The sequence below is a fragment of the Cellulomonas aerilata genome, assembly GCF_007991755.1.
Classification (GTDB): domain Bacteria; phylum Actinomycetota; class Actinomycetes; order Actinomycetales; family Cellulomonadaceae; genus Pengzhenrongella; species Pengzhenrongella aerilata.
Genome location: NZ_BJYY01000016.1, coordinates 1 through 26,771, shown reverse-complemented (window position 1 = coordinate 26,771; position 26,771 = coordinate 1). Strand labels below are relative to the sequence as shown.

The following is a 26,771-nucleotide window of genomic DNA, read 5'->3' as shown; positions in this document are numbered from 1 at the left end:
CCATCATCGCCCGCGGGTCCGTCACGGCAACGTCCAGTCCACCGGGTCGGCGCCCTGCTCGGCGAGCAGCTCGTTGACGCGGGAGAACGGACGCGACCCGAAGAAGCCGGTGCGCGCCGACAGCGGGCTCGGGTGGGCGCTGGCCACCACCGGGGTCGCGCCGAGGGCGGGCGTCAGGCTCTGCGCGTCGCGTCCCCACAGCACCGCGACGAGGGGGTCGTCGCGCGCGACGAGGGCCTCGATGGCGCGGTCCGTCACCGCCTCCCAGCCCTTGCCGCGGTGCGACGCCGGGGTGCCGGGGCGGACCGTCAGCACGCGGTTGAGCATCATCACGCCCCGGTCGGCCCAGGGGGACAGGTCGCCCGTGCTCGGCGGCGGACAGCCGACGTCGGCGACCAGCTCGGTGAAGATGTTGGCCAGCGACCGCGGGACCGGGGTGACGTGCGGCTGCACGGAGAACGACAGGCCCATCGCGTGACCGGGCGTGGGGTACGGGTCCTGCCCGACGACGAGCACGCGGACGTCGGCGAGGGGACGGGTGAACGCCCGCAGGACGGCGTCGCCGGCAGGGAGGTAGTCCCGGCCGGCTGCGATCTCGGCGCGCAGGAAGTCGCCCATCGCGTGGATCTGCTGCTCGACCGGAGCCAGGGCCAGGGCCCAGTCCGGCGCGACGATCTGGTCCAGCGGACGGCCAGGGGTGGGGCTCACCGGCACGAGGGTAGTGCGCACGCCACCGCGCGCCTGGGCGGCGACCCGGCCGCGAGGCACGCCGGTCGCGACGCGCCGGACGAATGACACCCGTGTCATTACGGTCGTACCCTGGCGAGCGGTGAGGGACGCAGGACGAGGGAGACCGATGGAAGCCACGGCGACGGCGGCGCGCGAGCAGACCGCGAGCGGGGACGGGGGCCTGTCCGAGCGAGACCAGCAGGTGCTCGCCTTCGAGCGGCAGTGGTGGAAGTACGCGGGCGCGAAGGAGCAGGCGATCCGCGAGCTCTTCGACATGTCGGCGACCCGGTACTACCAGGTCCTCAACGCCCTGATCGACTCCCCGGCGGCCCTCGCGCACGACCCGATGCTGGTCAAGCGGCTCCGCCGGATGCGGGCGTCGCGGCAGCGTGCGCGCACCGCGCGGCGCCTGGGTGTCGACGCCTGACCCCTCTCGGCGAGCGGCTAGCCTGTCCGCCGTGACCCAGGGCGAGTACCCGTACCCTCCCGACGAGTTCGACGCCGTCGACCCGTCGGCGGGACCGCGAGGGGTACACCGCCGGCCGCGGTCGCGCTGGAGCACCGTGTGGCCCTTCCTCGTGGCGCTGCTCGTCTCGGCCGGGCTGGGCCTCGCCGTCGTGGCCCTCGTGTGGGACGACCGCGCGCCCGGCACGGGCACCGGGGTCGCGGCGCCCGGGGCCACCGAGCCCGCGCCGACCGAGCCCGCCCCGGCGGAGCCCCCCGCCACGGAGGCGCCCGCGACCGAGGCGCCCGCGGCCGAGCCGCCGGCCACCGAGGAGCCGGCCCCGGTGCAGACGCCCGCCCCCCTGCCCGAGCCGGACCTCGGGACCCCGGTGACCGTCTTCAACTCCACGTCGATCTCCGGTCTGGCCGCGGAGGCCGCGGACCAGCTGTCCGACGCGGGCTGGAGCGAGGTGGACTCCGGCAACTACCCGGGCGGGACGCTGCCGTCGTCGACGGTGTTCTACGGCACGGCCGAGCTCGAGGTGTCCGCCCGCGCGGTCGCGGACGTGCTCGGCATCGCTGCCGTCGAGCTCGCGGAGAGCGACGCGACGGCCGGCATCGAGGTCGTCCTGGAGCGTGACTTCGCCGGCTGATCGCCGGCCGGGGCCGGCCAGGGCGGCCGGCGGGCACTCGTCCCTCGTCGCCGGCCCGGCCGTGTGCCTCGTGATGGGCCCGTCGAGGCGCCCGGTGCGACCCGCCGAGGGCGGCGACCTTGCACTCTCGGGGTGAGAGTGCCAACAATGGACTTAGCACTCTCGATAGGAGAGTGACAGAACACGAGGCAGACCGGTGAGGTCCGCGCCCGACCCGGGACATGACCGGGGACGAGCGGATCGTCCGTCGCGGGCACCGGTCGGGCCACCAGAAGCACCAGCAGAGGACACACACCGATGGCCAAGATCATCGCGTTCGAAGAGGACGCCCGTCGCGGCATGGAGCGGGGCATGAACGCCCTGGCCGACGCCGTCAAGGTCACGCTCGGCCCGAAGGGCCGCAACGTCGTGCTCGAGAAGAAGTGGGGCGCCCCCACGATCACCAACGATGGTGTCTCCATCGCCAAGGAGATCGAGCTCGAGGAGCCGATGGAGAAGATCGGCGCCGAGCTCGTCAAGGAGGTCGCCAAGAAGACCGACGACGTCGCGGGCGACGGCACCACCACCGCCACCGTGCTCGCCCAGGCGCTCGTGCGCGAGGGCCTGCGCAACGTCGCCGCCGGCGCCAACCCGATCGCGCTCAAGCGCGGCATCGAGAAGGCCGTCGAGGCCGTCACCGAGCAGCTGCTCAAGGCCGCCAAGGACATCGAGACCAAGGACGAGATCGCGGCGACCGCCGGCATCTCGGCCGGCGACCCGGCGATCGGGAACCTGATCGCCGAGGCGATGGACAAGGTCGGCAAGGAGGGTGTCATCACGGTCGAGGAGTCCAACGCCCTCGGCCTGGAGCTCGAGCTGACCGAGGGCATGCGCTTCGACAAGGGCTTCCTCGCCGGCTACTTCGTCACCGACCCGGAGCGTCAGGAGGCCGTCCTGGAGGACGCCTTCGTCCTGCTGGTCGAGTCGAAGATCTCCACCGTCAAGGACCTGCTCCCGCTGCTGGAGAAGGTCATCCAGGCCGGCAAGCCGCTCCTCATCATCGCGGAGGACGTCGAGGGCGAGGCCCTGGCCACGCTCGTCGTGAACAAGATCCGTGGCACCTTCCGCTCGGTCGCCGTCAAGGCGCCCGGCTTCGGTGACCGCCGCAAGGCGATGCTGCAGGACATGGCCATCCTCACCGGTGGCCAGGTCGTCTCCGAGACCGTCGGCCTCAAGCTCGACACCGTGGGCCTGGAGGTCCTCGGGACGGCGCGCAAGGTCGTCGTCACCAAGGACGAGACCACGATCGTCGAGGGCGGCGGCGACGCCGACCAGATCGCCGGTCGCGTCACGCAGATCCGCGCCGAGATCGAGAACTCCGACTCGGACTACGACCGCGAGAAGCTCCAGGAGCGCCTCGCCAAGCTGGCCGGCGGCGTGGCCGTCATCAAGGCCGGTGCGGCGACCGAGGTCGAGCTCAAGGAGCGCAAGCACCGCATCGAGGACGCCGTCCGCAACGCCAAGGCGGCCGTCGAGGAGGGCATCGTCGCCGGTGGTGGCGTCGCGCTCATCCAGGCCGGCAAGCTCGCCTTCGCCGACCTGGTGCTCGAGGGCGACGAGGCGACCGGTGCGCGCATCGTGCAGCTCGCGATCGACGCCCCGCTGAAGCAGATCGCCATCAACGCCGGCCTCGAGGGCGGCGTCGTGGCGGAGCGGGTCCGTCAGCTCCCGATCGGTCACGGCCTGAACGCCGCGACCGGCGAGTACGAGGACCTGCTGGCCGCGGGCATCAACGACCCGGTCAAGGTCACGCGCTCGGCGCTGCAGAACGCGGCGTCCATCGCGGCGCTGTTCCTCACCACCGAGGCCGTCGTGGCCGACAAGCCGGAGAAGAACGCTGCTCCGGCCGGTGGCGGCGACGGCGGCATGGGCGGCATGGACTTCTGATCCTCGGATCGTCCAGCACCACCCGGCTCTGAACGACGGCGGGCCGGTCACCTCCAGAGGTGACCGGCCCGCCGTCGAGCTGTGGGCGCCCGTGCCAGCGATCGCGTTCGCAGCTGGGCGCGGCCCGGGTGCCGGCCCGGACGTGCGTCAGCGGTCGCGGGCGCGGACCCGGAGGCCCGACGCGCGCAGGCGGCGCACCAGCTCACGGGTGCCCACGGCCTCCGCGCCGAGGGCGACGAGCCGCGCGTGCTGCTCGTCGGGCACGTCGTAGTGGTCGAGGTCGAACCCGCGCCGGGGGATCCCGGCGGCCTCGGCGAACGCGTGCAGCTCGTCCAGCGACGTGTCGCTGACCAGGTGCGACCAGAGCCGGCCGTGCCGTGGCCACAGCGGGGGGTCGACGAGCACGGTCACCGCGCCAGGCTACCCAGCGCCCCGGCTCCTCGCGTCCTGCGCGTCTGGACGCACCCGTGCCCCGGCGACGTCGACGCGCAGCGCTCGCGCGAGCCGGGCTGCCGGTACCGGTGCCCCGCGGCGCCACCGGGCCCGACGGCTGCGCCGCGGGTCCGAGCACGCGGTCCCTGCTGCCGACCGGGGCATCCGGCGTCGGGCCGCCCGCTACCGGCCGAACAGCCGCGCGGCCTGCTGCTCGGCGTCGGCGTACGTCGCGGCCGCGGCCCCGAGCGCCGCCGTGATCTGGTCCAGCGAGTCCTCGACCCGCGCCTGGGTCACGGCCCAGTCGGCCATCACCACCCCGAACGCCGTCGCCGCCCCGCCCCGCCAGCTCGACTGCAGGTCGGTGAGGTGCCGCATCATCGCGGCGACCTCCGTCCGGATCGCCGCGGTGGAGCCGCGGACCGCTGCGCTCGCCTGCGCCACCTGTGCGCTGTCGACCTCGTACCTGCTCACGCCTGACCTCCTGACCGTGGTGGGGTTCAGGACGCTACGCAGGAGGCCGGCCCGAGCGGTCAGCGGCCGGGGCTGCCCGGTGGACGGACTGTGCCCGCCGAGGACCCGGGGTCGGGGCGTGCCCGTCGGGGCCCGGGGGTCGGGGCGGGGTCGTCGGTGAGGTGCCGCCGGCGGAGCGCTCGGCGGCGAGGGCTCAGCGGAACCAGAGGCCGGTGCGGCGCGGACCGGCGCCGGACCCCCGGCCCGGACCGCTGGTGACCGGTGCCGCGGGGGCCGCGGGCGTCGACGCGTCAGCGCCGGTCGCCGAGGCCGGGACGGTGGTGCCGTTGCGGCTGCTGTCGTCCGTCGCCGGCTGCCCGGGCGAGCCGTTCACCACGCCGTCGGACCCGGGGACGCCGGACCCCTCCGCAACGACTCCGGCCACGGCGGCCGCGGACTCCAGCGAGGCGAGCTCCTTGCGGATGCGGTGCAGCTCGGCCGCGACGTTCTGCCGTGCCGGCTCCTCCCAGGCGGCCCCCAGCGGACTCGCGAACAGGCTCGAGCGCTTCTGGAACTTGGTGAGGATCGCGGCGCGCGCCCGCAGGTAGTCCTCGAACGGCACGTGGGCGTACTCGGCCCGCAGGTCCTTCAGGTACGACTTGTAGCGCTGCGGCTCCGCGGCCAGCATCGCGAGGTCGGCGTCGCAGAGCACCGCGCAGTCGAAGTCACCGGGCGTGGCGGTGTGCCGGACCAGGGCGACGACCAGCTCGGCCACCCGCTCGACGCGGCGCTCCGGGATCCCCAGCGCCGCCAGCTCGGTGCGAGCCAGCTCGGCGCTGGCCACCTCGTCCTCGCCGCCACGGTTGGCGTACGCGGCCTTCTGCGCCGCGTCGAAGATCGCCCCGTGGTACCAGGCGGCCAGCCGGACGAGGTCCGGCTCGTGCGTCTCCTGGGCGAGCTCGTCCACCCGGGACAGCACGTGCACGAGGTGCTTGATGTTGTGGAAGTGGCGCCCCGGCTCGGACCAGCGCTCGATCAGCCGCTGACCGACCGCACGGACCTGCTCCGGGGCCGCGGTCGCACCGGCCTCGCGACAGCTGGCGGACCAGGCGGACAACAACCACTGAGGTGCGTCGTAGACGCCCATCGGAGCCTCACGGACTTCATCGAAGTGCTGATAGGACCCGACATCGTAACCCCGCACGCGCGCTCCGCCGCTTCGCCCGGACGGGTCTCTCCGGGCCGGTGTGGGAGCGCTGCCGTCAGGCTCGGTGCTCCACCGGCAGCGCCTCGACCCCGACGTCCGCGGCACCGCCCGCCGGACGACCCGAGCGGGCGTCCGCGGCGCCCGCAGCGGCACCGATCGGGGTGCCCGTGCCCGGGTGACCACCGTCGCCGCGGGACGGCGCGACGGCCGCGCCGGCGTCCGCCCGTGCCGGGCCGGTGTCCGTGTCGCCGTGGCCGAGCGGGACGGCCGACGTGGGCAGCCACACGCGGACGGTGGTGCCGCCGCCGGGTGTCGGCGCCAGCTCGACGCGGCCGTGGTGGGCCTCGACGATCGCCGCGACGATGGCCATGCCGAGCCCGGCGCCGCCGCCGGACTCCCGGGTCCGGGACGCGTCCACCCGGTAGAACCGCTCGAACACGCGGGCGGCGTGCTCCGGCGCGATGCCCGGGCCGTGGTCGCGGACCTCGACCAGCGCCCACCCCGGCGAGTGCCGACCGACCGCGATCTCGACGGCGGTGCCGGGGGGTGTGTGCTGGACGACGTTGCCGGTGAGGTTGGCCAGCACCTGGCGCAGGCGGTCCTCGTCGCCGACGACGACGCACGCGCCCAGCTCGGCCCCCTCGGGCACCGGGGTGATCCGCACCGACCGGGTGCGGTCCAGGGCGCGCAGGTCGCTCAGCGCGTCGGCGGCGACCACGGTCAGGTCCACGGCCTCGGTGCGCAGCGGACGGCCCTCGTCGAGCCGGGCCAGCGCGAGCAGGTCCTCGACGAGCCGGCCCATCCGGGTGGCGGACTCCTCGATCCGCCGGACGGTGTCGTCGACCTGCTGCGGGGTCGTCAGCGCGCCCATCCGGTACAGCTCGCCGTACCCCCGGATCGTCGCCAGCGGGGTGCGCAGCTCGTGCGAGGCGTCCGCTACGAACCGGCGCATGCGGTCCTCGGAGGCGGCGCGGGCGGAGAACGCGCGCTCGATGTGCCCGAGCATCGCGTTGAGCGCCGCCGAGAGCCGGCCGACCTCGGTGGTCGTCGGGCGGGGCGGGACACGGCGGGTCAGGTCCCCGGCGGCGATGGCGCCCGCCGTCGCCTCCATCTCCTGCAGCGGCCGCAGCGAGCGGCGCACGGCCACCCAGCCGGCGACGGACCCGAGCGCGATGACCGCCAGCCCGGTGAGCACGATGGCCTTGCGCATGTCGGCGAGGGTCTTCTCGACCCCGGTCAGGGGCAGCGCGATGGCCACGGCGCCGGCGTACTCGCCGAACTCGTCCTCGGCGGGCAGGACGATCGCGCGCCAGTCCGTGGGGCCCTGCGTGGACGTCACGGTGAACGGGTGCTGGCCGCGGTCGAGGACCTCGGCCCGGCCGAGGTCGGGCAGCCGCGGCGCACCGGCGCTGCTGGTGTCCGCCCGGACCGGCTCGCCGACGGTCGACCCCGCGGCGTCCACGATCTCGACGTAGTAGTCGCTCGGCAGGCGGTCGTCGCCGCCGCCGCCCGGGCCGCGCGAGTCGAATCCCGTCGCCTTGCGGACGAGGGGCCGGGCGTAGGTGAGGATCTGCTCGTCGACCTGCTGGACCAGGTTGCGGCGCAGCAGGGTGAGGGCGGTGGCGCCGGTGACGGTGAGCCCGACCAGCAGGACGGCGCACAGGATCGCCACCATCCGCGCACCGAGCGGCACCGCCCGCAGTCGCTCGCCGACCGTCGGTCGGACGGGGGCGTCGTGGTCGACGCCGTCGGGCCCTGCGCCGGCGGGCCGGACGGCGTCGGGCCCAGCCCCGGCGGGCCGGACGTCGGGCCCCGCGCCGGCGGGCCGGACGTCGACGTCCCCTGCGTCACGACCGGCGTCGTCGCCCGGGGCGCCCTCGGGAGGAGCGGTGCTCACGACGTCCCCGGCGGCAGGCGGAGCACGTAGCCGACCCCGCGCTTGGTGTGGATCAACGGCACGGTGGGGGCGCCGTCGGCGGAGGCGGCGGGGGCGTCCACCTTGCGCCGCAGGTAGGAGATGTACGACTCGACGATGTTGGCGTCGCCGCCCCAGTCGTACTCCCAGACGTGGTCCAGGATCTGCGCCTTGGACAGGACCCGTCCGGCGTTGAGCATCAGGTAGCGCAGCAGCTTGAACTCGGTCGGGGACAGCTCGATGGTCCGGCGCCCGCGGCGCACGTCGTGGCTGTCCTCGTCCAGCTCCAGGTCGGCCACCCGCAGCACGGCGGCGTCGTCGGCCGAGCGCTCGGCCTGGGTGCGGCGCAGCACGGCACGGATGCGGGCGACGACCTCCTCGAGGCTGAACGGCTTGGTGACGTAGTCGTCACCGCCGACGGTCAGCCCCGTCACCTTGTCGCTGGTGTTGTCGCGCGCGGTGAGGAAGAGGACCGGGACGTGCTGGCCCGAGTCGCGCAGCCGGCGGGTGACGGTGAAGCCGTCCATGTCGGGCAGCATGACGTCCAGCACCATGAGGTCCGGCTGGACCTCACGGGCGAGCCGCATGGCGCCGTTGCCGTCGGCGGCGGCGTGCACCTCGAACCCGGCGAACCGCAGGGACGTGGCCAGCAGCTCGCGGATGTGCGGCTCGTCGTCGACCACGAGGAGCCGCGCCTCGGACGTCGGGGCGGCAGAAGTCATGCCTCCAGTGTCGTCCCGCGGGCTGGGAGTTCGCTGGACGCAGGGGGGACGTCCGGGGGACGCGACGGGACGCCCAGGGGACGCCGGGGGACGGCGCGGGACGCGACGGGACCCCCGCGGGACGCCCGGGGGACGCCGAGGGACGGGACGGGACGTCCGCGGGACGCACCGGGACGTCCGGGCATGTCCGGACGCACGGCGCCCCCGGAGCCGACGGCCGAGGCCGCGGCGCCGGGGGCGCAGCGTGCGGGCGTCAGACGCCGGTCGAGCCGCCACCCTTGAGGGCGGCCAGGCGGGCGGCCACCTCGGCGTCGGCCGCGGAGTCCTCCAGCTCCTCGAACTGCGCGTCCAGCGACGACGCCTGCAGCTCGGCCTGCCCGGCGACGCGGGCCTCCTCGCGGCGGACCTTGTCCTCGAAACGGGAGACCTCGCTGGTCGGGTCCAGGACGTTGATCGAGGCCACCGCGCCCTGGACGCGGGACTGGGCCTCGGCGGACTTCGCGCGCGCGACCAGGGTGTCGCGGCGGCGCCGCAGGTCGTCGAGCTTGTCCTTCATGCTCGCCAGGCCGGCCTTGAGCTTGTCGACCACCTCGGTCTGCGAGGCGATCATGGGCTCGGCGTCCTTGGCCTCCTGCTCGAAGGAGATCTGCTTGCCGAGGGCGACCTTGGCCAGGTTGTCGAACTTGTCGGCGTCGGCCGTGCTGCCCTGCGCGCGCAGCGTGTCGGCGCGCTGGGACGCAGCGGCCGCCTTGCCGCCCCACTCCTTGGCGGCGGCGATGTCGGCCGCGTGGTCCTGCTCGGCCAGGCGCAGGTTGCCGATCGTCTGCGCGATCGCGCCCTCGGCCTCGGCGATCGAGTTCGTGAAGTCGCGGATGAGCTGGTCCAGCATCAGCTGCGGGTCCTCGGCCCGGTCGATCATCGCGTTGATGTTCGCGCGCGTGAGCTGGGTGATGCGTCCGAGGATGGTCTGCTTCTCGGTCATGGGCGTTGCCTCTCGTCCGTGGAGCCGTGCGGTGCCGGTCGGCGCCGCCGTCGTGGCCCGGGTCTGGGTCGGGTCGGTGCTGCGTCAGGGTGCTGGTCGGGTACCGCCAGGCGGTGCGCCCGACCAACGGCCGGTGCGGGTGCGTGGTTCCGGAGCGGCCCCGGCGTCGTGGTCAGAAGTCGCCGCCACCACCCCCGAAGCCTCCGCCGTCACCGAAGCCGCCGCCACCGCCGCCGAAGCCGCCGCCACCGCCGCCCCAGCCGCCGCCGAAGCCGCCGCCACCGAAGCCACCACCGCCCCCGCGCAGCACGCTGTCGATGAGGATGCCGCCGAGGATGAGGCTGCCCGCGTTGCCGCCACCGAAGCCGCCGCCGCGGCGCCCGTAGCCGCCGCCGCCGAAGCCGCCCGGCCCGCCGAAGCGGTCGCGCTCGAAGTCGTCGACGTCCTGCTGGGCGATGGCCTGCGCCGCGCCGGCGAGCTGGTCGGCCCGCTGGACCATGGCCAGTCCCCGCGCCGGGTCGGACCGCAGCAGCGACTCGGCCTCGTGCAGCAGGCGCTGCGCCTCGGTGATCCGGGTGCGCGCCTCGGGGCCGACGGCGCCGCGGCGGGTGTCGATGAAGTCGGTCACGGCGCGCACCCGCGAGCTGACCGGGCCCAGTGCGTCCGCGAGCTGGTGACGGGCGCGGTCGGCCTGCTCGGCCTGCCCGCGGGCGGGCTCCAGCGCCCGGTCCAGCTCCGTCTCGGCGTCGCGCAGGTCGCGCAGCAGGGCCAGCGGGTCGCTGCCCGCCCCGGCCGAGCGCGCGGCGTCACGCACCGCGCGGGCGTGCATGGCCGCCGCCTGGACACCCGGGTCGCGCGGGGCGAGGCGGGCGGCGTCGTCCAGGTCGGAGCCGAGCGACGCGATCCCGGACGCGATCGCCGCCGACGCCCCGGCGAGCTCCTGCCCGGCCCGGTCCACCGCCCCGAGCAGGCTGACGGCCTGCGCGACGGCGTTCTCCGCGGTCCGGACGGCGAGCACCGCGGCCGCGCGGTCGTTGCCCGCGAGGGCCGAGCGTCCCTGCTCGACCGACTCGTGCGCGGCCTGCAGCAGCTGGGCCGCCTGGTCGGGGTTCGAGGACACCGAGGCCAGGGCGGCCGGCGGGTAGGTCCGGCGCAGCGACTCCAGGGCGCTCTGGGCGGCCGGGACGCGGGCCGCGATCTCCGACGCGCGGCGGTCGGTGTCCTCGAGCAGCTCCGGGGCGCGCGCCTGCACGTCGCGCAGGGCGTCGAAGGCCTCGGTCTGCTCGTCGATCGCCGCGCCGGCCCGCCCGCACAGCTGCAGGATCTGGCTCAGCATCGCCCGGCGCTCGTCCTCGGTCTCGGGGATCTCGTCGTCCAGCCGCTGGCGCAGCGTGAACGCCTGCAGGGCGTCCTTCTTCGCGGCCTCCAGGACCTGGGCGAACGGCCGGGTCTCCTCGAGCCCGAACTGGGCCTGCGCGAACCCGAGCTCCTGCTCCGACGCGCGGATGGCGTCGTCCAGCCGGACCAGCGCCGCCGACGCGCGCGTGTCCAGCGTCGCGGTGTCGATCGGCTCCGGTGCGGGGGCGCCGTCCGGTCCGGGCGCTCCGGCAGCGCCTGCGGCGGCGCGGCCGCGGTTGCGGAACGTGCGGAACAGCAGGAAGGCGCCCAGCGCGACCGCACCGAGCAGCAGGAAGGTGAGGAAACTCGACCCGCCGCCGGACGACTGGCCGGTGACGGCGCCGGTGCCACCGGTGCCGCCCGTGCCGGTGCCTGCCCCGCCGCCGGCCACCGCCGACTCCAGCGCCTCTGCGGTCGCGACGACCGCGCCGGCCCAGTCGTCCTGGCCCAGCCGCGGCTCCAGGGCGGTGCGCCGGATCTCGCTCTGCGCCTGGGCGCTCAGACCGAGGTCGTTGGCGACGGCGAGGCCGTACTGGCGGTCGTCGACGGCGACCGCGAGCAGCACGTCGTCGCTGCCGATCCCGGAGGTCTGGGCGGACTGCACCGCCCACTGCTCCCCGGTGGCGCCGTCGAAGCTGTCGACGAACACCGCGTACAGCTGCACGCCGGTGGCGGCGGTCAGGGCGCTCTGCGCCGCCTGCACCTCGTCCTCGGAGCCGGACAGGGCCCCGACCCGGTCGGTGATCTCGACGCCGGCGACGTCGATCGGCGGCACCGCAGCGGCGGGCGGCGCGACCAGCAGCGCGCCGAGGAGCGCCGCGAGCAGCGCCGTCAGCGGGCGGCGTCGGGGGTGGGCCAGGGGGCGGCGCGGCGCGCGGGGGTCGCCCGCTGCGTGCGCCGAGCGCTGGTGCCGGGGTGCAGGGGTCACGTGTGGATCCTTGTCCGCGCCGCAGCGGGCTGCAACGGCTGGCCCCCGCCACGGGTCCGGCCCCGGGGCGGCCCGGGCCGGCACGGGGGTGGCACGGCGGTACGGTCGGCGCGTGAGCGCGCACCCCGGCACCACCGCGGCGACCGACCGCCCGGCGCCGGACCGCCCGGCGAGGACCCGGGTCGTCACGGTGGTCCAGCACGAGGACGGCGTCCCGCTCGACCTGTTCGAGCAGTGGCTCGCCCCGGCCCGGCTGCGGGTCGTCCGTGCGCACGACGGGGACGCGGTGCCGACCGACCCGGCCGACGTCGGGGACGGGCTCGTGGTGCTGGGCGGGACCATGGACGCCTACGCCGACGACGTCGCGCCGTGGCTCCCGGCCACCCGGGCGCTGCTGGCCGCGACCGCCGGGACGCAGGTCCCGGCGCTGGGCATCTGCCTCGGCGCGCAGCTCCTGGCGGTCGCCGGCGGGGGCCGCGTGGAGGTCGCCGCCGCCGCGGGCCGCGAGTCGGGCGTCGTGGACGTCACCTGGTCGCCCCGGGCGGCCGACGACGAGCTGCTCGGCGGGCTGGCCGCCGCCGGCCCGGCCGCGGCCTTCCCCTCGATGCACGCCGACGCGGTGGCCGACCTGCCGCCCGGTGCGGTGCTGCTGGGCGCGTCCGACCGGTACGTCCAGGCGTTCCGGCTCGGCTCGGCCTGGGGCCTGCAGTTCCACCCGGAGACGTCGCTCGGGACGTTCCGGCGCTGGGCGGAGCACGAGCCGGCCGTCGACTCAGGCGACGTGGTCGGCCGCTACACGTCCCGGGCGGACGAGCTGGCCGCCACGGGCCGGGCCGTCGCGACCGCGTTCGCCGCGCTGGTCCACCGCCGGGCGGCCGCCCGGGACGCGCCTGCGTGGTCGGTCGCCTCGGCCTGACCCGGCCGGGGGACGTCCTCCGCGTGCGCGCCCCCGGTGCTCAGGCGCCGGTCTCGGCGACCAGGTCCTCCGCGTCGACGATCGTGTACGCGTACCCCTGCTCGGCGAGGAAGCGCTGCCGGTGCGCGGCGAACTCCTGGTCGACGGTGTCGCGTGCGACCACCGTGTAGAAGTGCGCCGTCCGCCCGTCGCCCTTGGGGCGCAGCAGCCGGCCCAGGCGCTGGGCCTCCTCCTGGCGGGACCCGAACGAGCCGGAGACCTGGATGGCGACCGACGCCTCGGGCAGGTCGATGGAGAAGTTCGCGACCTTGGAGACGACGAGCTTGGTGATCTCGCCGGCCCGGAACGCGTCGTACAGGCGCTGGCGCTCGTTGACCGTCGTCGCCCCCGTGAGCACGGGTGCGTCGAGGTGCTCACCGAGCTCCTCGAGCTGGTCGAGGTACTGGCCGATGATCAGCGTGGGGTCGCCCTCGTGCCTGGCGACCAGCTGCTCGACCACGCGGTTCTTGCCGGTGGCGGTCGCGGCGAGGCGGTACCGGTCCTCGGGCTCGGCGGTCGCGTACAGCATGCGCTCGCGGTCCGGCAGGGTCAGGCGCACCTCGACGCAGTCGGCCGGCGCGATGTACCCCTGCGCCTCGATGTCCTTCCACGGGGCGTCGAACCGCTTGGGCCCGATGAGCGAGAACACCTCGTCCTCGCGGCCGTCCTCGCGCACGAGCGTCGCGGTCAGGCCCAGGCGCCGTCGGGCCTGCAGGTCGGCGGTCATCCGGAAGATCGGGGCGGGCAGCAGGTGGACCTCGTCGTAGACCACGAGGCCCCAGTCCCGGGCGTCGAGCAGCTCCAGGTGCGTGTAGACGCCCTTCCGCTTGGTCGTCAGCACCTGGTACGTCGCGATGGTGACCGGGCGGATCTCCTTGCGGGCACCGGAGTACTCGCCGATCTCGTCCTCGGTCAGCGAGGTCCGCTTGATCAGCTCGTCGCGCCACTGCCGCGCGGAGACGGTGTTGGTGACCAGGATCAGCGTCGTGGTGCCCGAGCGGGCCATGGCACCGGCGCCCACGAGCGTCTTGCCGGCGCCGCAGGGCAGGACGACGACGCCGGACCCGCCGTGCCAGAAGCCGTCCACGGCCTGCTGCTGGTACGGCCGCAGGGACCAGCCGGTGGTGTCGAGGTCGATGGCGTGCGCCTCGCCGTCGACGTACCCGGCCAGGTCCTCCGCGGGCCAACCGAGCTTGAGCAGCACCTGCTTGAGGTGGCCGCGCTCGGACGGGTGGACGACGACGTCGGTGTCGCCCAGCCGCTCGCCGACCAGGCCGGCGGTCCGCCGGGACCGGAGGACCTCCTCCAGCACCGCGCGGTCGACGGCGTGCAGGACCAGGCCGTGCGCCGGGTCGCTGACCAGCTGCAGGCGCCCGAAGCGGGACATCGTCTCGGCCACGTCGACCAGCAGGGCGTGCGGGACGGGGTAGCGCGAGTACTCCAGCAGGGCGCTGACGACCTGCTCGGCGTCGTGCCCCGCGGCCCGGGCGTTCCACAGCCCCAGGGGGGTGAGCCGGTAGGTGTGGACGTGCTCCGGTGCGCGCTCGAGCTCGGCGAACGGGGCGATCGCGCGGCGGCACGCCTCTGCCTGGTCGTGGTCGACCTCGAGCAGCAGCGTCTTGTCGCTCTGGACGATCAGCGGTCCGTCGGTCATGTGGTGGGGTCTCCCGGGTCGATCGGTGTGACGGAGGCGATGCGGTGCACGGCGACGGTCAGCTCGGCGTCGCGTGCGCTGTCGACGGCACGGACCCGGCCGCCGTCGACGCGGACCGGGCGGACCCGGCGCCGCTGCGGCGTGCCCTGCGGGCCCACGACCTCGAGCCAGACCTCACGTCCGTCCGCGACCGCCTCCCGCAGGGTGGCCAACGCCGCGACCGGGTCCTCTGTTCCCGGGGTGACTCCCCCCGGCACCGCCGTCACCCCGCTGCGGGACACCGCCTCGGCCCGCCGCAGCGCGGGCACCAGCGCGCGCAGCCGCGCCCGGCCGGCGTCGGCGTCACCAGCGGACGCCGCCGCCGTCGCCGGACCGGCGCTCCCGCCCGCGCCGCGTCGTCGCCGGCTGCGGCCGGGGACCCGTCGCACCAGGCGGCGGGCGAGCACCACCTGGCCGTCGGGGCGCTCGGCGGCCGGCGCCAGGCCCCGGGCGCGCAGCGCGTCGAGCAGCGCGGCCGCACCCGCCTGCGCGGCCAGCACGGTGGGGGCCAGCTGGATCAGGCCCAGGTCGGCCAGCGCCGGGTCGTCGACCAGACCAGCGAGCAGGGTGGGGTCCTCCGAGCGGACGTAGCCCCCGGCCGTCCCGACCCGCATCCGTCCGTGCCGGCGGGCGGCGTCGCGCACCAGGTACTCCAGGGGCTGCGGCACCCGCCCGCGGGCGTGCGCCGCGAGCCGGGCCAGCAGCTCGTCCGCGGTCTGGCCGGTGTCCAGCGCCGCGTGCACGGTGTCGGGGGTGAACCGCACGGTGATCGCCGCCCCGCGGGACTCGACCTGCGCGGCCTCGTCCAGGAGGGCGGCGAGCTCGGGCGTGGGCCGGCCGGGGACGATGCCGGTGAGGTCCCCCTGCAGCAGGACGTCGTCGACCGGGGTCGGCAGGGCCGCGGCCAGCGCACGGGCCGCCGCCACGTGCGCACCGGCCGGGTCCTCGGCCGCCGCCGGGGCGCCACCGGTGCGGGGGCCGGAGGTCGGTCGCTCTGCCGGCTGGGCCGGAGCGGCCGGACCGAGCAGCGCACGTCCGGCACGGGACAGCGCGCCGGCGCCCAGGACGCCGAGCACGCCCGCCTCGCGCAGGATCGCCGCGACCGCCGCCGGGGGCGGCACGGACCGGGGCGAGCGCCAGTGCAGCACCGCCAGCACGTCGTCGGCCGACAGGGCGGTGCCGGGGTCGCGGCCGGCGAGCACCTCGAGCACCGCACCGCGCAGGCGCGGCGCCCAGGGCCGCGCCAGCTCCGGGTCGAGCGCGGCCCGGAGCTCCCCGCGCTCGTCGCGGCCGCCGACCACCCACGGGGTGCGCGTGGTGGCGAACCAGGTCGCGGCCAGGGTGGCCCACCGGTCCGGGAGGTCGGCCTCGAGCCAGTCGTCGACGTCGACGGTGGGGGAGAAGGCCGGGGAGTCCTCGCCGTCGTCGACCACGAAGCCCGCGGCCCCGGCGAGCTCGACGACCAGCGCCGCGAGGGTCTCGTCGACCTCCAGCGCCGCGGCGGTCCGCCGCAGCTCGCGCACGCCCAGGCCGCCGGAGCGCAGGACCGAGGCGGGGGTGCGCTCCCACAGCCGCACGAGCGCGGTGACCAGACGGACCAGCTCCTGGGCGGCGGCCGCGGACTCGGCCTCCACGGTCGACTCGGGGTGCACGGTGCCGGGCGGGTGCGGGCAGTGCGTCGCGGGCTCGCGGTGGGTCCGCCCGTCGCGCAGCACGAGCGCCACCTGGCGCGGGAGCACCACGTGGGCGGCGTCCGCGCGGGCCAGCAGGCCGTTGCCCAGCAGCCAGTCGACGGCGGACTGCGCCTCCGGGGCGCTCGCGGCCGGTCGGCGTCCCACGGGCGGGCCCCACGCGAGCGCGTCCAGCACGCCGCGCGCTGCGGGCGGGGCCCCGGCCAGCGCCGCGCCGAGGTCGTCCGGGAGGCGGTCCACGACCGGGCCCAGCCCCGCGGGGTAGGGGCCGAGCACCTCGGGCAGCCCGGGCGCCGGGTGCAGGTCCGTGCCGGTGTCCCACAGCAGCGCCAGCCCGAGCGCCTCCGCGAGGGCGTCGTCCACGCCCGTGAGCGCGACGTCGTCGTCGGGGGCGGGCGTGGGGTCCGCGTCGGGCCGGGCGCCGACCGCCCGTGCGACGTCCGCGGCCGTGACCGCCGGCAGCACGTCGTGCAGCGCGACGACGGACTCCAGGACCTGCAGCACGGACGCGTCCACCCCGACCAGCGCCCGCTCGAGGCTGACCCGGCTGGTGGCGCGGGCGGCGAGGGAGGCGAGGGTCGACGGGGAGGGGTTGGCCAGGTCGGGGCGTCGCGCGAGGAGGTCGACGAGCTCGGGGTCGCTGCGGGCACGCAGGTGCTCGCTGAAGGTGGCCATCACGGTCCACCGTACGCGGCGGGCGCGCACGGGGACGGGGTCAGGGACGGGCCCGAGGACGGGCGCGCTGCCGGCCGGGTGAGGGCCCGGGGGGCTGCCGCACGGCCCGACCGGGCGCACCGCGGCGACGGGCGACCTGACCGGCCGGTAAACTCACAGGGCAACGCTCTTCCGACGACGTCTCTCGAGGTTCCAGTGCCCACCGGCAAGGTCAAGTGGTTCGACACCGAGCGTGGCTTCGGCTTCATCGCCAGCGACGACGGTGACGAGGTGTTCCTGCACGCCTCCGCGCTGCCCGCCGGCGTGGCCGCGCCGAAGCCGGGTACCAAGGTCGACTTCGGCGTCGCGGACGGCAAGCGCGGCCCGCAGGCGCTGTCCGTCAAGGTCCTGGACCCGCTGCCATCGGTCGCCAAGGCGGCGCGCAAGCCCGCCGACGACATGGCGGTCATCGTCGAGGACCTCATCAAGGTGCTCGACCGGGTCGGCAACGACCTGCGTCGCGGCCGCTACCCCGACAAGGCCGTGGGCGAGAAGTACGCCTCGGTCCTGCGCGTCGTCGCCGACGCGCTCGAGGGCTGACGTGCCGGCCGCCACGAAGGACGCCGTCCTCGGCTCGTCCTCCGCCGTCGACCTCGCGCGCGAGGTGGCCGTGGAGCTCGCGGAGAACGCGGACCACGTCGGGGAGCACCTCGGCGTGGTCGTCGAGGGCGAGCGCCTGGTCTCGCACCGGTTCGCGTGCACGGCCCCGGGCTACCGCGGCTGGCACTGGACGGTGACGCTCGCGCGCGTGCCCCGCGCACGGGCCGCGACCGTGTGCGAGGCGGAGCTGCTCCCCGGCGACGGCGCCGTGCTCGCCCGGCCGTGGGTGCCGTGGGCGGAGCGCCTGCGCCCCGGCGACATCGGCCCGGGCGACGTGATGCCGTTCTCGCCGGACGACCCGCGGCTGGAGCCCGGCTACGTGCCGACCGGCGACGAGGACGAGGACCGCGTCGCGATCGAGGAGCTGGCCCTGGCCCGAGCCCGGGTGCTGTCCCCCGAGGGCAAGCGGCAGGCCGCGGACCGCTGGTACGCCGGTCTGCGCGGCCCGACGGCGCCGGTCGCCCTGGCCGCCGCCGCACCGTGCGGCAGCTGCGGGTTCCTGGTCCGGCTCATCGGGTCGCTGGGCACCGTGTTCGGGGTATGCACGAACGAGTGGTCGCCGGACGACGGCAAGGTCGTCAGCCTCGACCACGGCTGCGGCGCCCACTCCGAGACCGACGTCGAGCCGCAGCCGAGCGAGTGGCCCGCCCCGGCGCCGTCCATCGACGCGGGCGACGTGGAGATCGTCGACCGGTCCGCCCCGGCCGCGACCGGTCCGGTGACCGGCGCGGAGCCCGCCCTGCCGTCCGGCGCGGGGACCGCACCGGCGGCGCCGGCCGACGCGGTCGCCGCGGTGCGCGAGCTCGTCGAGGACCTGCTGCCCGTGGACCCGGAGGCGGCCGGTGCCCCCGAGCCCGCCGCCGGCACGGCCGTGCCCGCCGCGGACGCCGCCGAGCCCGCCGCAGAGGCGGCCACGGACGCCGCGCCGAGCGACGCCGCGCCGATCGACGCCGCGCCGATCGATCCCGCGCCGATCGACCCCGCCGACCAGCCCGACCGGTGACCCCGGACGCCTTCGGGACGGCGGCGCTGCGTGCCGCCGTCCTGCAGGCGTGGGCGGCGTCCCCGGCGCGGCTGCGCGAGGACGCGAACGCGGAGGAGGACCACGCCCGCGGGTACTACCGCGACAGGGTCGTGGTCGAGCTCGCGCAGAACGCCGCGGACGCCGCCGCCCGCCAGGGCGTCCCCGGGCGGCTGCTGCTGCGGCTGACCCGGGGCGACGGCCAGGCCGAGCTGCTGGCCGCGAACACCGGGGCGCCGCTCGACGCCGCCGGCGTCGCGTCGCTGGCGTCGCTGCGCGCGTCCGCCAAGCGTGGCGGTGACGGCACCACGGTGGTCGGACGCTTCGGGGTGGGCTTCGCCGCCGTGCGGGCCGTCAGCGACGACGTGGTGGTGTGCTCCACGACCGGGGCCGTCCGGTTCTCGCTGGCCGCGACCCGGGACGCCCTAGCCCGGCTCTCCGCGGAGCACCCCGAGCTCGCCGACGAGGTCCGCCGGCGTGACGGGTCGCTGCCCGCCCTGCGCCTGCCCGCTCCGGACGAGGCCCGGCCGCCGTCCGGGTACGACACCGCGGTGGTCCTGCGGCTGCGCGACGAGACCGCCGCCGACGAGGTCGCCGGGCTGCTGGCCGCGGTCACCGACACCCTGCTCCTGGCGCTGCCGGCGCTGGCCGAGGTCGTCGTCGAGGTGGACGACGCCGGCGGCGGCTCCCGGCGGCGCCTGGCGGACGTGGCGCGGCGGTGGACCGTCGTGCGGCGGGAGGGCCGTCTCGACCTGGCGCTGGTCGCCGACCGGCCGGTGGAGGAGCGCACCGCCCGCGCCTGGCACGTCACCTGGGCGCTGCCGCGTGCGGCGCGCGACCACGACGGCGCCGACGTGCCGGGCTGGGGCGGCGTCGTGCACGCGCCCACCCCGACGGACGAGGTCACGACCCTGCCCGCCCTGCTGATCGCGTCGCTGCCTCTGGACCCCTCACGCCGGCACGTGCGGCGCGGCCGGCTCACCGAGGTGCTCGCGGACGCCGCCGCGCACGCCTACGCCGACCTGGCCGCGCAGGTCGCGGCGGACGGCGGCGACCCGCTGGCGCTCGTGCCGCGCGGGCTGCCGGCCGGGTGGTTCGACGCCGACCTGCGGGACCGGGTCGTGGCCGCGCTGTCCGGCACGCCGTTGCTGCCGGCCGCGGGACCGGGCCGACCCGACGACCGTCCGGGTGCGGCGCGGGTCGCGGGGCCCGACCTGACCGACGACGGCCCCGACGCCCCCGGCCGCGCGTCGCCGGCCGCCCCCCTGGTCGAGCCGCGGCGCGCCGTCGCCGTCGCCGGACCGGTCGGCCGGGACCGGGACGCGGTGACGGCGCTCGCCGGCTGGGCCGCGAACCTGGTGCACCTCGGCCCCGGGCAGGAGGCGGCCGCGCGGGCGCTGTCCGTCGAGCTCCGCGACGTCGGTGACCTCGTCGAGGAGATGCCCGCCGCTGGTGAGCCGGCCCGCTGGCGGTCGCTGTACGCCGCGCTGGCGCCGGCCGCGGCGGACCCGCTCGTGCGCGAGGCGCTCGCGGCGGTGCCGGTGCCGCTCGCCGACGGGCGGACCGTCCGCGGCGCCCGCGGGCTCGTGCTGGGCGCGGAACGGCTCGGTGAGGTGGCCGGCGACGCGCTCGGGGTGCTCGCGCGGTGGGGACTGCGGCTCGTGCACCCGGACGCGGCGCACCCGCTGCTCGAGCGGCTCGGCGCCGTCGCCCCCGACGGTGCGGGCCTGCTCGGGCTGCCGGCGGTGCGGGAGGCCGTGCTCGACGTGGCCGACGACGACGACCTGGCGCTGGCCGACGACGTGGCCCACGCGGTGCTCGCCCTGGTCACCGCCGCCGGAGGGGACGGCCCGGTGCCGGCGTCGGCCCGGCCCTGGCTCGGGGAGCTGACGCTGCGTGCGGCCGACGGCGAGGCGACGCCGGCGAGCGGTCTGGTGCTGCCCGGGTCAGTCGCGGCGGAGCTGCTCGACGACCGCGTGCTGGCCCCGGTCGACCCCGACCTCGTCCAGCGGTGGGGCGAGGACGTGCTCGCCGCGGTCGGGGTGCGCGGACGGCTCGCCGTCGTCGTGGTGCCCGACGTGCTGCTGGAGCGCGACGCCGGGCTGCTCGCGAGCGACCCGGGGGACCCGACCGAGCTCGCCGCACGCGGCCTGGACGGCTGGGAGGAGTACCTCGACGAGCTCGCCGACCGGCTCGGCGCCGGCTCGTTCGTCGGCGACCTGCTCGCGGTGGCGGACCTCGACGCCGTCCGCGACGACGCGTGGCCCCGGGTGGTGGCCGAGCTCGCGGCCGACCCGGACCTGCGCCGCGCGCTGCTCGACCCGGTGCGGGCGGAGGGTGCGGGCGGCCAGGCGCCGGCGTACACCGCCTGGTGGCTGCGCACCCGGGCGCCGCGCGAGGTCGGTCTCGGTGAGCCCTTCGCCCTCGGCGGTGCGGCCGGGGGCGACGGCACGGCGCCGACCTCGCTGCTGCGCCCCGCGCCGGGCTGGCTGGCGGACGTCCGGGGCCCGGACGGCGGGCCGCCGGACGTCGCGGTGCTGCGCGCGCTGGGCGGAGTCGTCGCGCTGACCGACCTGGACGCGGCGGGCTGGACGGACCTGCTGGACTCCCTGGGCCCGGTCGGCACCCGGCTGGAGCCGGCGGTCGCCGTCGCGCTGTGGCAGGGGCTCGCTCGGGCGGCGGAGGCCGGCGTCGTCCTCGCGGCGCTGCCGCAGCGGCTGCCCGCGCTCGTGGGGCCGGCCGAGGTGCACCTCGTGCACGCCGACGACGCCGTCGTGCCCACCGCGCCGATGTGGGTGCAGCGCACGGACCTGGGCGCCGTGGTGCCCGTCCCCTCACGGGCCGCGCGGGCGCTGGCCGGGCTGCTCGACCTGCCGGTCGGGGAGGACCTGGCGGCCGGCGTGGTCGGCGGCGCGGCCGACCGCGTCCCCACCCCGACCGGTGTCCTGGACCTGCTGCCCACCGCACCGGCGCACTGGGACGAGCACGAGGACCTGCGCGTGGACGGCGTCCCGGTCGACTGGTGGGTCGAGGGGGACGGCCCGGGCGCCGTCGTGCACGCGACGCACCTGGCGGCGCTCGCGCGGGGACTGGCTCAGGCGGGCGGCGCGTGGGGTGCACGGCACGCCCTGGAGATCGTGCTCACCGACCCCGGACGGGTCGGGGAGCTGACCACCGAGGCGATGCTCGACGGCGCGTAGGTCAGTCCCGCCCGCGCACGCGCTCCCAGCCGAGCCCGAGGACGCCGAGCGCGGTGCCGGCCACGCAGCTCCACACGGGGGTGCTGCTCACCATCTCCAGGCGCCACAGCACCGCCGTCACGACCAGGGCGACCACCCACGCCGCGATGCCGGCCAGGATCACGCGGCGCATGTCGACCCGCACGACCGGTGGGTCGGGGCGCCGGCGGTCGGCGCGGAGGATCACCTCGAGGACGGCCGGCATGCTGCGCACGGGGCCAGGGTACGGCGGCCGGTCGCCGGTCAGGACCGGCCGGCCAGGGACGTCGCGGTCTCGAAGGCGCCACCGACGGCGTCCAGGTAGGCGTCGGAGACGGCGACCGGTGACAGCCCGGTGGCCTCGACGCCGGGCGCGTCGTCCGCCTCGTGCGCCAGGACGGCGGTCAGGACCGGGCCCCACGGGCCGCCCCCGTGGCTCAGCGAGTCGCGCACGTCCGGCGACACCCCCGTCCGCGCGACCAGCTCGGCCGGGTCGATCCGCAGCTGGCCCGCGACGGCGGAGAGCAGCCCGACCGTGTACGCGCCGTCGTGCCCGGCGAGGGCCCGGCAGGCCAGGGCGCGGGCCAGCACGAACCACAGGTCCGCGACCGCGCTCGTGCGGGCCTCCAGCAGGGACGTCATCGCCAGCGTGGCCAGGTGGCGGGGCCCGGCCAGGACGACGGCCTGGGGCACGGAGTCGATCGTGCGCCGCACGGCGAACGTGCTCAGGTTGACCAGGCGCAGCACCCGCATCGACAGCTCGGGGTCCGACCCGACCATGGCGACGACGGCGTCGGAGTCGACCGGCTCGGCGCTGAGCAGCTGCATGAGCTCCAGGCACTGCAGCTGCCCGGCGGACAGCTCGCGGGCGGTGGCCGTGGTGTCCCGCGGGAAGAGGGGGCCCTGCATGAGCTCGACGGACTGGCGCCTGCAGAAGGTCACGGCCGCCTCGCTGTCGACCCGCTCGGCGACGACGGCGCGTCCGGCGGCGTGGGCGCGGCGCACGGCCTGGGTCGCGACGAGCGAGCCCCGGCCGAGGTCGACCTTGACGAGGTCGACGACGTCGAGCAGGGCGTCGCCGTAGCCGCCGGGCCGGTAGTCGGACAGCGCGAGGCCGACGCCCTGGGCGCGCAGGCGGGCCAGGTGGCCGCTCGCGTCCGGACGCGCGGTGAAGGCGGCCGGGACCTCCAGCACGAGCCCGCCCGCCGGCTGCGGCAGCGGGCGGCGGCCCGTGAGCATCCCCGAGGTCGCGCGGACGAAGGCGCGCAGCCCACCGGTCAGCGCGCCCAGGTCGAGCCGGTCGTACTCGCCGTGCACGAGCAGCTCGGGGTCCAGGCCCCGCAGGCTCTGCGCACGCGCGGTCCGGATCGCGAGGTGGAACGCGTAGCCGCGGACCACCGAGTCCGGGTCGACGACCGGCTGGCGGTGCACGGTCACCTGCGGGGCGGAGGGCGAGCCGGCGTCGGGCTCGCCGCCCGTACCGGACCGGGACGGCTCGGCCCCGGGGTCGGCGTCGGTCGGGCTGGTGGACATGGTCGTGGGCGGCGGGCGGTCAGCCCAGCGGGGCCCGCAGGGGCCAGCCGTCGAGCACGACCTGGGCGGCGGCCCCCGTGGAGGGGTTCACCATGACGGGGGCCAGCAGGTTCGCCGTCGTCGGCGTGCCCTTCGCCCCGGGGTTCACGACGACGAACAGCAGCGGGTCGTCGCCCTCGCCGAGGGCCAGGGCCTCGCGGGTGTCGGCGTCGGCGCCCGGCGCGTACCCGTCGAAGAACGCCTCGGGCCGCACGACGAACAGCCGGACGGCGGGGTCCGCCAGGCTGCGCAGGGCGAAGAGGATGCCGTCGTCGTCGAGGCCGTCGAGCGAGAACTCGAGGTGCTCGGGCAGGCCGGGGAGCGGGGCGACGGGGTGGACGTGGGCGGGTGCGAGGCTCATCGGAGGAAGTCCATCAGGGTCGGCTGGAGAACGCGAGAGGTGGCGCCGAGGGCGGCCTTGTAGGCGACCTCCTGCATCTGGAGCTCCACAATCGAGGCGGCCAGGTCGGCGTCCTCGACGGCGCCGAGCTGCCCGGTGAGCTCGGTCTTGATGGTGAGCGCGTTGGACTGCGCCGCCAGCACCTGGTTGTGCCGGGCGCCGACACCGGACAGCTCACGGAGCATGTCGTCACGGTGCCCGTCGAGCGCGGCGAGGTGGTCCGACGGGTTGCCGGTGCCGCTGCGCAGGCTCGCCGCGATGAGGTCGAGCGTGGCGAATACCGAGCCCGCGTCGTCGTCGGAGCCGAAGGCCTCGCGGGCCTCGACGTCCACGCGGATCGTCGTGTCGGCGTTCACCCGCCGCTCGACCGGGTTCGGCTTCGCCGGACCCGCCGTGTAGGCCACGGGACCCGCCGTGGAGTCGCGCGCGTACACCGACTCGGCGTCGGAGGTGCCGGCGAACACCGACCGGCCGAGGTAGGTGGAGTTCGCCTGGGCGAGGAGGTTGTCGCGCAGGCCCTCGATCTCGACGGCGAGCGCCACGCGGGCCTCGGGGGTCAGCGACCCCGTGTTGGAGCCCTGGACCGTGAGGTCGCGGGCCTTGCCGACGAGCGACACCGACGTCGTCAGGGCGGTGTCGATGGTCGTGAGCCACCCGATGCCGTCGGCGATGTTGCGGTCGTGCTGCTCGATCTGACGCAGGCTGCTGCGCAGCGCCAGGGCGGACGCGGTGCCGGCCGGGTCGTCGGACGGCTTGGTGATGCGCTTGTTGCCGGAGAGGCGGTTCTGCAGGTCCGACATCGCGCTGAGGTTGGTCTGCAGGTTGGTCAGCGTCGAGCGCTGCACCGTCTGCTGTGTGACTCGGCCGATCATGGTCATCTCCCCACGACACCGGTGCGGTTGATCAGGGTGTCGAGCATCTCGTCGATCGCGGTGAGCACGCGGGCTGCGCCCTCGTAGGCCCGCTGGTAGGCCAGCATGTTCACGGACTCCTCGTCGATATCGACGCTGGCGCCGGAGAGTTGAAGCTTCTCGGCGGTGGCCCGGGTGGACTCGCTCACGACGGCACGCTGGTCGGCACCGCGGGCCTCCACCCCGAGCCGGACGACGAAGGACGACCAGGTCGTGTCCGCGCCCCGCACCGTCGGGAGCGACTTCTCGTCCAGGCCGCCGTCCGCGGTCTGCAGCCTGGCCATGGCGTCGGCGCGCGACCCGTCCAGCGGGGCGTCCGGACGGGCGGACACGGCGAACTGCGCGCCGTCGACCAGCGCGACCTTCAGGTACTTCGCCGCGGGGCTGCCACCTGTGGTGAAGACGTCCCCACCGGCGACGCCGGGTGCCCCGCCCAGACCGCGGGTGAACGAGTCCTTGTGCACGGCGTTCACCGTGCCCATCAGCGTCTGGGCGGTGTCGTCGTAGGACCGCGCGGCCCTGGCCAGGATGCCGCCGTCGTCGGCCCCGGCGAGGGCCGAGACGAGGCCCATGACCTGCCCGGACGCGGTGCCGAGCGGGGTGCCGGTGCCCTGCCACTGCAGCCGGACGCCGGCGTCGGCGGTCTCCAGCGTGCGTGCGCTGCCGTCCACGATCGAGATGGCGTGCGAGACGTCGCCGCGGACGAGCGCGTTGCCGCCCAGCATGACGTCCATCGTCCCGTCCTGGCGCTCGGTCGCGGTCGCGCCGACGAGGCGGGACAGCGACGTGACCAGGACGTTGCGCTGGTCGACCAGCTCGTTCGCCGACCCGCCCGAGGTCAGCACGCCGCGGATCTGCTGGTTGAGCAGCGCGACGCCGTCGGCCGTCGTGTTGACGTCGTCGAGGGCGGTCGTCAGCTCGGTGCGGGCCTGCGTCCACTGGGTCGCGATCGCGCCGTACCCGCTGGAGATGCGCTCGGCCAGCGCCGTCGCGCTCTCCAGGAGGACGGCGCGCGACGGCGCCGAGTCGGGGCTGTTGCCGACGTCCTGCCAGGACGCCCAGAAGGTCGACAGCGCGTGGGAGACGCCCAGGTCGCTCGGCTCCGCCACGGTCGACTCCAGGCGGGCGTACACCTCCGCGCGGGTCGCCGCGAAGGACGCGCTCCCGGTCTCGGAGCGCACGCGAGCGTCGAGGAACACGTCACCGAGCCGGGCGACGGAGCTGATGCGCAGACCGCTGCCGGCGGCCGTGCCGCTTCCGGAGAACAGGGAGGGAGCCGACTGGGCGGCGGTCGAGGTCATGTCGGCGCGCTGGCGGGTGTAGCCCACGGTGTTCGCGTTGGCGACGTTCTGGCCGGAGACCTCCAGCGCCTGACGCTGGGCGTTCAGCGAGCTCAGAGCGGTGGACAGTCCGGAGAAGCTGCTCATTGGTGTGGGACCCCTAGAACGATTCGTCGATGAGCTGGGCGGTGGCGGATCCGCTCGAGGCGGTCCCGCGGGTGTCGTAGGTCTGCACCGTCTCCTGCAGGCCGAGGATGGTCTCCTGCGCGGCGCGATGGGAGCTCGTCAGCAGCTCGCGGTTGCCGTGGGCGACGTCCTGGATCTGCGCGGTGAGGGAGGCGAACGCCTCACGGTGGCTGGAAAGCAGGTCGTCCCACGGTGCGGGTGCGGCGTCCGCGAGGGCGCGCAGGCCCGAGCCGGGCTCCAGGCCGAAGTCCCGGGCGGTGGCGTCGGCCTCGATGGAACGGCCGAGCTCGGCGGTGCGGATCTGGTCCAGGACCTGCTCGACCTCTCGCGTGGCGTGGCCCAGCCAGCGGCTCCGCCCGCTGGAGAGCACGAGCTGCTCCTCCTCGAGCTTGAAGAGCAGCAGCTCGAGGAGCTGACGCTCCCGCCACAGGACGGCGGACAGCTCTGCCACACCCATACGAGGTTCTCCTTGGTCGTTCACACGGGACGTTCCCCGCTCTCATCGACGCGGCGGCGGGCCATGTGACAGGTCCATGGGCGCGGATCTGTCCGCCGGTGTGGGGAACGGCGCACCCGGACGGCGCAGCGCCGCCGGCAGCGGTGCGCCGCGTCGTCGTCGGTCGGTGTGACCTGGGTCACACACGAAAGCCACCAACGGGACGTCTGCGCTGGTGAGGGGGCTGCCGTCGGCAGGCTCTGCGCGAATTGAGATGGTCCGCCGAACTTTTTCCGCATCGGGAC

The 26,771-nt window shown here is 76.2% G+C and carries 23 protein-coding genes; 7 read left to right on the top strand and 16 right to left on the bottom strand.

Annotation, left to right across the window (positions count from 1 at the left end; translation table 11 throughout):
• Positions 1–21: 21 nt before the first annotated feature.
• Positions 22–708 (bottom strand): uracil-DNA glycosylase, encoded by a 687-nt coding sequence (locus tag CAE01nite_RS12845; protein WP_246131194.1) that lies wholly within the window; start codon positions 706–708, stop codon positions 22–24.
• Positions 709–856: 148 nt separating this feature from the next.
• Here CAE01nite_RS12845 and napA point away from each other — a divergent pair, with 148 nt between their 5' ends.
• From napA to groL, 3 genes are all read left to right on the top strand, one after another.
• Positions 857–1,156, top strand: a complete 300-nt coding sequence (gene napA, locus CAE01nite_RS12840) for a nucleoid-associated protein NapA (protein ID WP_146905182.1) — start codon at positions 857–859, stop codon at positions 1,154–1,156.
• 31 nt (positions 1,157–1,187) lie between these two features.
• Positions 1,188–1,826, top strand: a complete 639-nt coding sequence (locus CAE01nite_RS12835; RefSeq protein ID WP_186816580.1) for a LytR C-terminal domain-containing protein — start codon at positions 1,188–1,190, stop codon at positions 1,824–1,826.
• Positions 1,827–2,123: 297 nt separating this feature from the next.
• Complete coding sequence (gene groL, locus CAE01nite_RS12830; RefSeq protein ID WP_146905176.1) at positions 2,124–3,752, top strand: chaperonin GroEL; 1,629 nt, start codon at positions 2,124–2,126, stop codon at positions 3,750–3,752.
• A 147-nt stretch (positions 3,753–3,899) separates the two neighbouring features.
• Here the strand turns inward: groL and CAE01nite_RS12825 are convergent, their stop codons facing one another.
• The 7 genes from CAE01nite_RS12825 to CAE01nite_RS18805 all read right to left on the bottom strand — a co-directional run bounded on the left by CAE01nite_RS12825 (position 3,900) and on the right by CAE01nite_RS18805 (position 11,789).
• Complete coding sequence (locus tag CAE01nite_RS12825) at positions 3,900–4,163, bottom strand: DUF4031 domain-containing protein (protein WP_146905174.1); 264 nt, start codon at positions 4,161–4,163, stop codon at positions 3,900–3,902.
• A 204-nt stretch (positions 4,164–4,367) separates the two neighbouring features.
• Entirely contained in the window at positions 4,368–4,658 is a 291-nt protein-coding gene (locus CAE01nite_RS12820; protein WP_146905171.1) for a WXG100 family type VII secretion target, read from the bottom strand.
• A gap of 193 nt (positions 4,659–4,851) precedes the next feature.
• The gene (locus CAE01nite_RS12815) at positions 4,852–5,784 is read right to left on the bottom strand and encodes an HD domain-containing protein (RefSeq protein WP_307725001.1); all 933 of its coding nucleotides are present in this window, start codon (positions 5,782–5,784) and stop codon (positions 4,852–4,854) included.
• A gap of 115 nt (positions 5,785–5,899) precedes the next feature.
• Positions 5,900–7,741 (bottom strand): sensor histidine kinase, encoded by a 1,842-nt coding sequence (locus CAE01nite_RS12810; protein ID WP_246131193.1) that lies wholly within the window; start codon positions 7,739–7,741, stop codon positions 5,900–5,902.
• On the bottom strand, positions 7,738–8,481 hold the full coding sequence (locus tag CAE01nite_RS12805) for a response regulator transcription factor (protein WP_146905168.1): 744 nt from the start codon (positions 8,479–8,481) through the stop codon (positions 7,738–7,740). The genes CAE01nite_RS12810 and CAE01nite_RS12805 overlap by 4 nt, the downstream gene beginning before the upstream one ends.
• Positions 8,482–8,734: 253 nt before the next feature.
• Positions 8,735–9,463, bottom strand: a complete 729-nt coding sequence (locus tag CAE01nite_RS12800) for a PspA/IM30 family protein (protein ID WP_146905165.1) — start codon at positions 9,461–9,463, stop codon at positions 8,735–8,737.
• 172 nt (positions 9,464–9,635) lie between these two features.
• Positions 9,636–11,789 (bottom strand): TPM domain-containing protein, encoded by a 2,154-nt coding sequence (locus tag CAE01nite_RS18805; protein WP_146905162.1) that lies wholly within the window; start codon positions 11,787–11,789, stop codon positions 9,636–9,638.
• Between the two features lie 112 nt (positions 11,790–11,901).
• Here CAE01nite_RS18805 and CAE01nite_RS12790 point away from each other — a divergent pair, with 112 nt between their 5' ends.
• Positions 11,902–12,705: a type 1 glutamine amidotransferase gene (locus CAE01nite_RS12790; protein WP_146905159.1), complete on the top strand. Its 804-nt coding sequence runs from the start codon at positions 11,902–11,904 to the stop codon at positions 12,703–12,705.
• 40 nt (positions 12,706–12,745) lie between these two features.
• On the opposite strand, the gene CAE01nite_RS12785 is transcribed toward CAE01nite_RS12790, so the two are convergent.
• Both CAE01nite_RS12785 and CAE01nite_RS12780 read right to left on the bottom strand, forming a co-directional pair.
• Complete coding sequence (locus CAE01nite_RS12785) at positions 12,746–14,398, bottom strand: DNA repair helicase XPB (protein WP_146905156.1); 1,653 nt, start codon at positions 14,396–14,398, stop codon at positions 12,746–12,748.
• Positions 14,395–16,803, bottom strand: a complete 2,409-nt coding sequence (locus tag CAE01nite_RS12780; protein ID WP_146905153.1) for a helicase-associated domain-containing protein — start codon at positions 16,801–16,803, stop codon at positions 14,395–14,397. The genes CAE01nite_RS12785 and CAE01nite_RS12780 overlap by 4 nt, the downstream gene beginning before the upstream one ends.
• 195 nt (positions 16,804–16,998) lie before the next feature.
• Here CAE01nite_RS12780 and CAE01nite_RS12775 point away from each other — a divergent pair, with 195 nt between their 5' ends.
• The 3 genes from CAE01nite_RS12775 to CAE01nite_RS12765 are packed head-to-tail and all read left to right on the top strand — an operon-like array spanning position 16,999 to position 21,663.
• Positions 16,999–17,382 (top strand): cold-shock protein, encoded by a 384-nt coding sequence (locus CAE01nite_RS12775; protein WP_146905150.1) that lies wholly within the window; start codon positions 16,999–17,001, stop codon positions 17,380–17,382.
• A 1-nt stretch (position 17,383) separates the two neighbouring features.
• Complete coding sequence (locus CAE01nite_RS12770; protein ID WP_146905147.1) at positions 17,384–18,445, top strand: DUF3027 domain-containing protein; 1,062 nt, start codon at positions 17,384–17,386, stop codon at positions 18,443–18,445.
• Positions 18,442–21,663, top strand: a complete 3,222-nt coding sequence (locus CAE01nite_RS12765; RefSeq protein WP_146905144.1) for a sacsin N-terminal ATP-binding-like domain-containing protein — start codon at positions 18,442–18,444, stop codon at positions 21,661–21,663. Before CAE01nite_RS12770 ends, CAE01nite_RS12765 begins: the two co-directional genes overlap by 4 nt.
• 1 nt (position 21,664) lies before the next feature.
• On the opposite strand, the gene CAE01nite_RS12760 is transcribed toward CAE01nite_RS12765, so the two are convergent.
• Genes CAE01nite_RS12760 through flgN form a run of 6 tightly spaced genes read right to left on the bottom strand, consistent with a single transcriptional unit; the run spans position 21,665 to position 26,487 of the window.
• Positions 21,665–21,907 (bottom strand): DUF2530 domain-containing protein, encoded by a 243-nt coding sequence (locus tag CAE01nite_RS12760; RefSeq protein WP_146905574.1) that lies wholly within the window; start codon positions 21,905–21,907, stop codon positions 21,665–21,667.
• A 38-nt stretch (positions 21,908–21,945) separates the two neighbouring features.
• Entirely contained in the window at positions 21,946–23,214 is a 1,269-nt protein-coding gene (locus CAE01nite_RS12755; RefSeq protein WP_146905141.1) for an EAL and HDOD domain-containing protein, read from the bottom strand.
• A 19-nt stretch (positions 23,215–23,233) separates the two neighbouring features.
• Complete coding sequence (locus CAE01nite_RS12750; RefSeq protein WP_146905138.1) at positions 23,234–23,614, bottom strand: flagellar assembly protein FliW; 381 nt, start codon at positions 23,612–23,614, stop codon at positions 23,234–23,236.
• Entirely contained in the window at positions 23,611–24,525 is a 915-nt protein-coding gene (gene flgL / locus CAE01nite_RS12745; protein WP_146905135.1) for a flagellar hook-associated protein FlgL, read from the bottom strand. The genes CAE01nite_RS12750 and flgL overlap by 4 nt, the downstream gene beginning before the upstream one ends.
• 2 nt (positions 24,526–24,527) lie before the next feature.
• Entirely contained in the window at positions 24,528–25,991 is a 1,464-nt protein-coding gene (gene flgK, locus CAE01nite_RS12740; protein ID WP_146905132.1) for a flagellar hook-associated protein FlgK, read from the bottom strand.
• Between the two features lie 13 nt (positions 25,992–26,004).
• Complete coding sequence (flgN, locus tag CAE01nite_RS12735) at positions 26,005–26,487, bottom strand: flagellar export chaperone FlgN (RefSeq protein ID WP_146905129.1); 483 nt, start codon at positions 26,485–26,487, stop codon at positions 26,005–26,007.
• Positions 26,488–26,771 lie beyond the last annotated feature (284 nt).

Bases quoted from the DNA above. Each gene is read 5' to 3' on its own strand.
- groL (WP_146905176.1), top strand. From the start codon at position 2,124: ATGGCCAAGATCATCGCGTTCGAAGAGGACGCCCGTCGCGGCATGGAG.
- CAE01nite_RS12750 (WP_146905138.1), bottom strand. From the start codon at position 23,614: ATGAGCCTCGCACCCGCCCACGTCCACCCCGTCGCCCCGCTCCCCGGC.
- CAE01nite_RS12815 (WP_307725001.1), bottom strand. From the start codon at position 5,784: ATGGGCGTCTACGACGCACCTCAGTGGTTGTTGTCCGCCTGGTCCGCC.
- CAE01nite_RS12755 (WP_146905141.1), bottom strand. From the start codon at position 23,214: ATGTCCACCAGCCCGACCGACGCCGACCCCGGGGCCGAGCCGTCCCGG.
- napA (WP_146905182.1), top strand. From the start codon at position 857: ATGGAAGCCACGGCGACGGCGGCGCGCGAGCAGACCGCGAGCGGGGAC.
- CAE01nite_RS12800 (WP_146905165.1), bottom strand. From the start codon at position 9,463: ATGACCGAGAAGCAGACCATCCTCGGACGCATCACCCAGCTCACGCGC.
- flgL (WP_146905135.1), bottom strand. From the start codon at position 24,525: ATGATCGGCCGAGTCACACAGCAGACGGTGCAGCGCTCGACGCTGACC.
- CAE01nite_RS12785 (WP_146905156.1), bottom strand. From the start codon at position 14,398: ATGACCGACGGACCGCTGATCGTCCAGAGCGACAAGACGCTGCTGCTC.
- flgK (WP_146905132.1), bottom strand. From the start codon at position 25,991: ATGAGCAGCTTCTCCGGACTGTCCACCGCTCTGAGCTCGCTGAACGCC.
- flgN (WP_146905129.1), bottom strand. From the start codon at position 26,487: ATGGGTGTGGCAGAGCTGTCCGCCGTCCTGTGGCGGGAGCGTCAGCTC.
- CAE01nite_RS12780 (WP_146905153.1), bottom strand. From the start codon at position 16,803: ATGGCCACCTTCAGCGAGCACCTGCGTGCCCGCAGCGACCCCGAGCTC.
- CAE01nite_RS12805 (WP_146905168.1), bottom strand. From the start codon at position 8,481: ATGACTTCTGCCGCCCCGACGTCCGAGGCGCGGCTCCTCGTGGTCGAC.
- CAE01nite_RS12760 (WP_146905574.1), bottom strand. From the start codon at position 21,907: ATGCCGGCCGTCCTCGAGGTGATCCTCCGCGCCGACCGCCGGCGCCCC.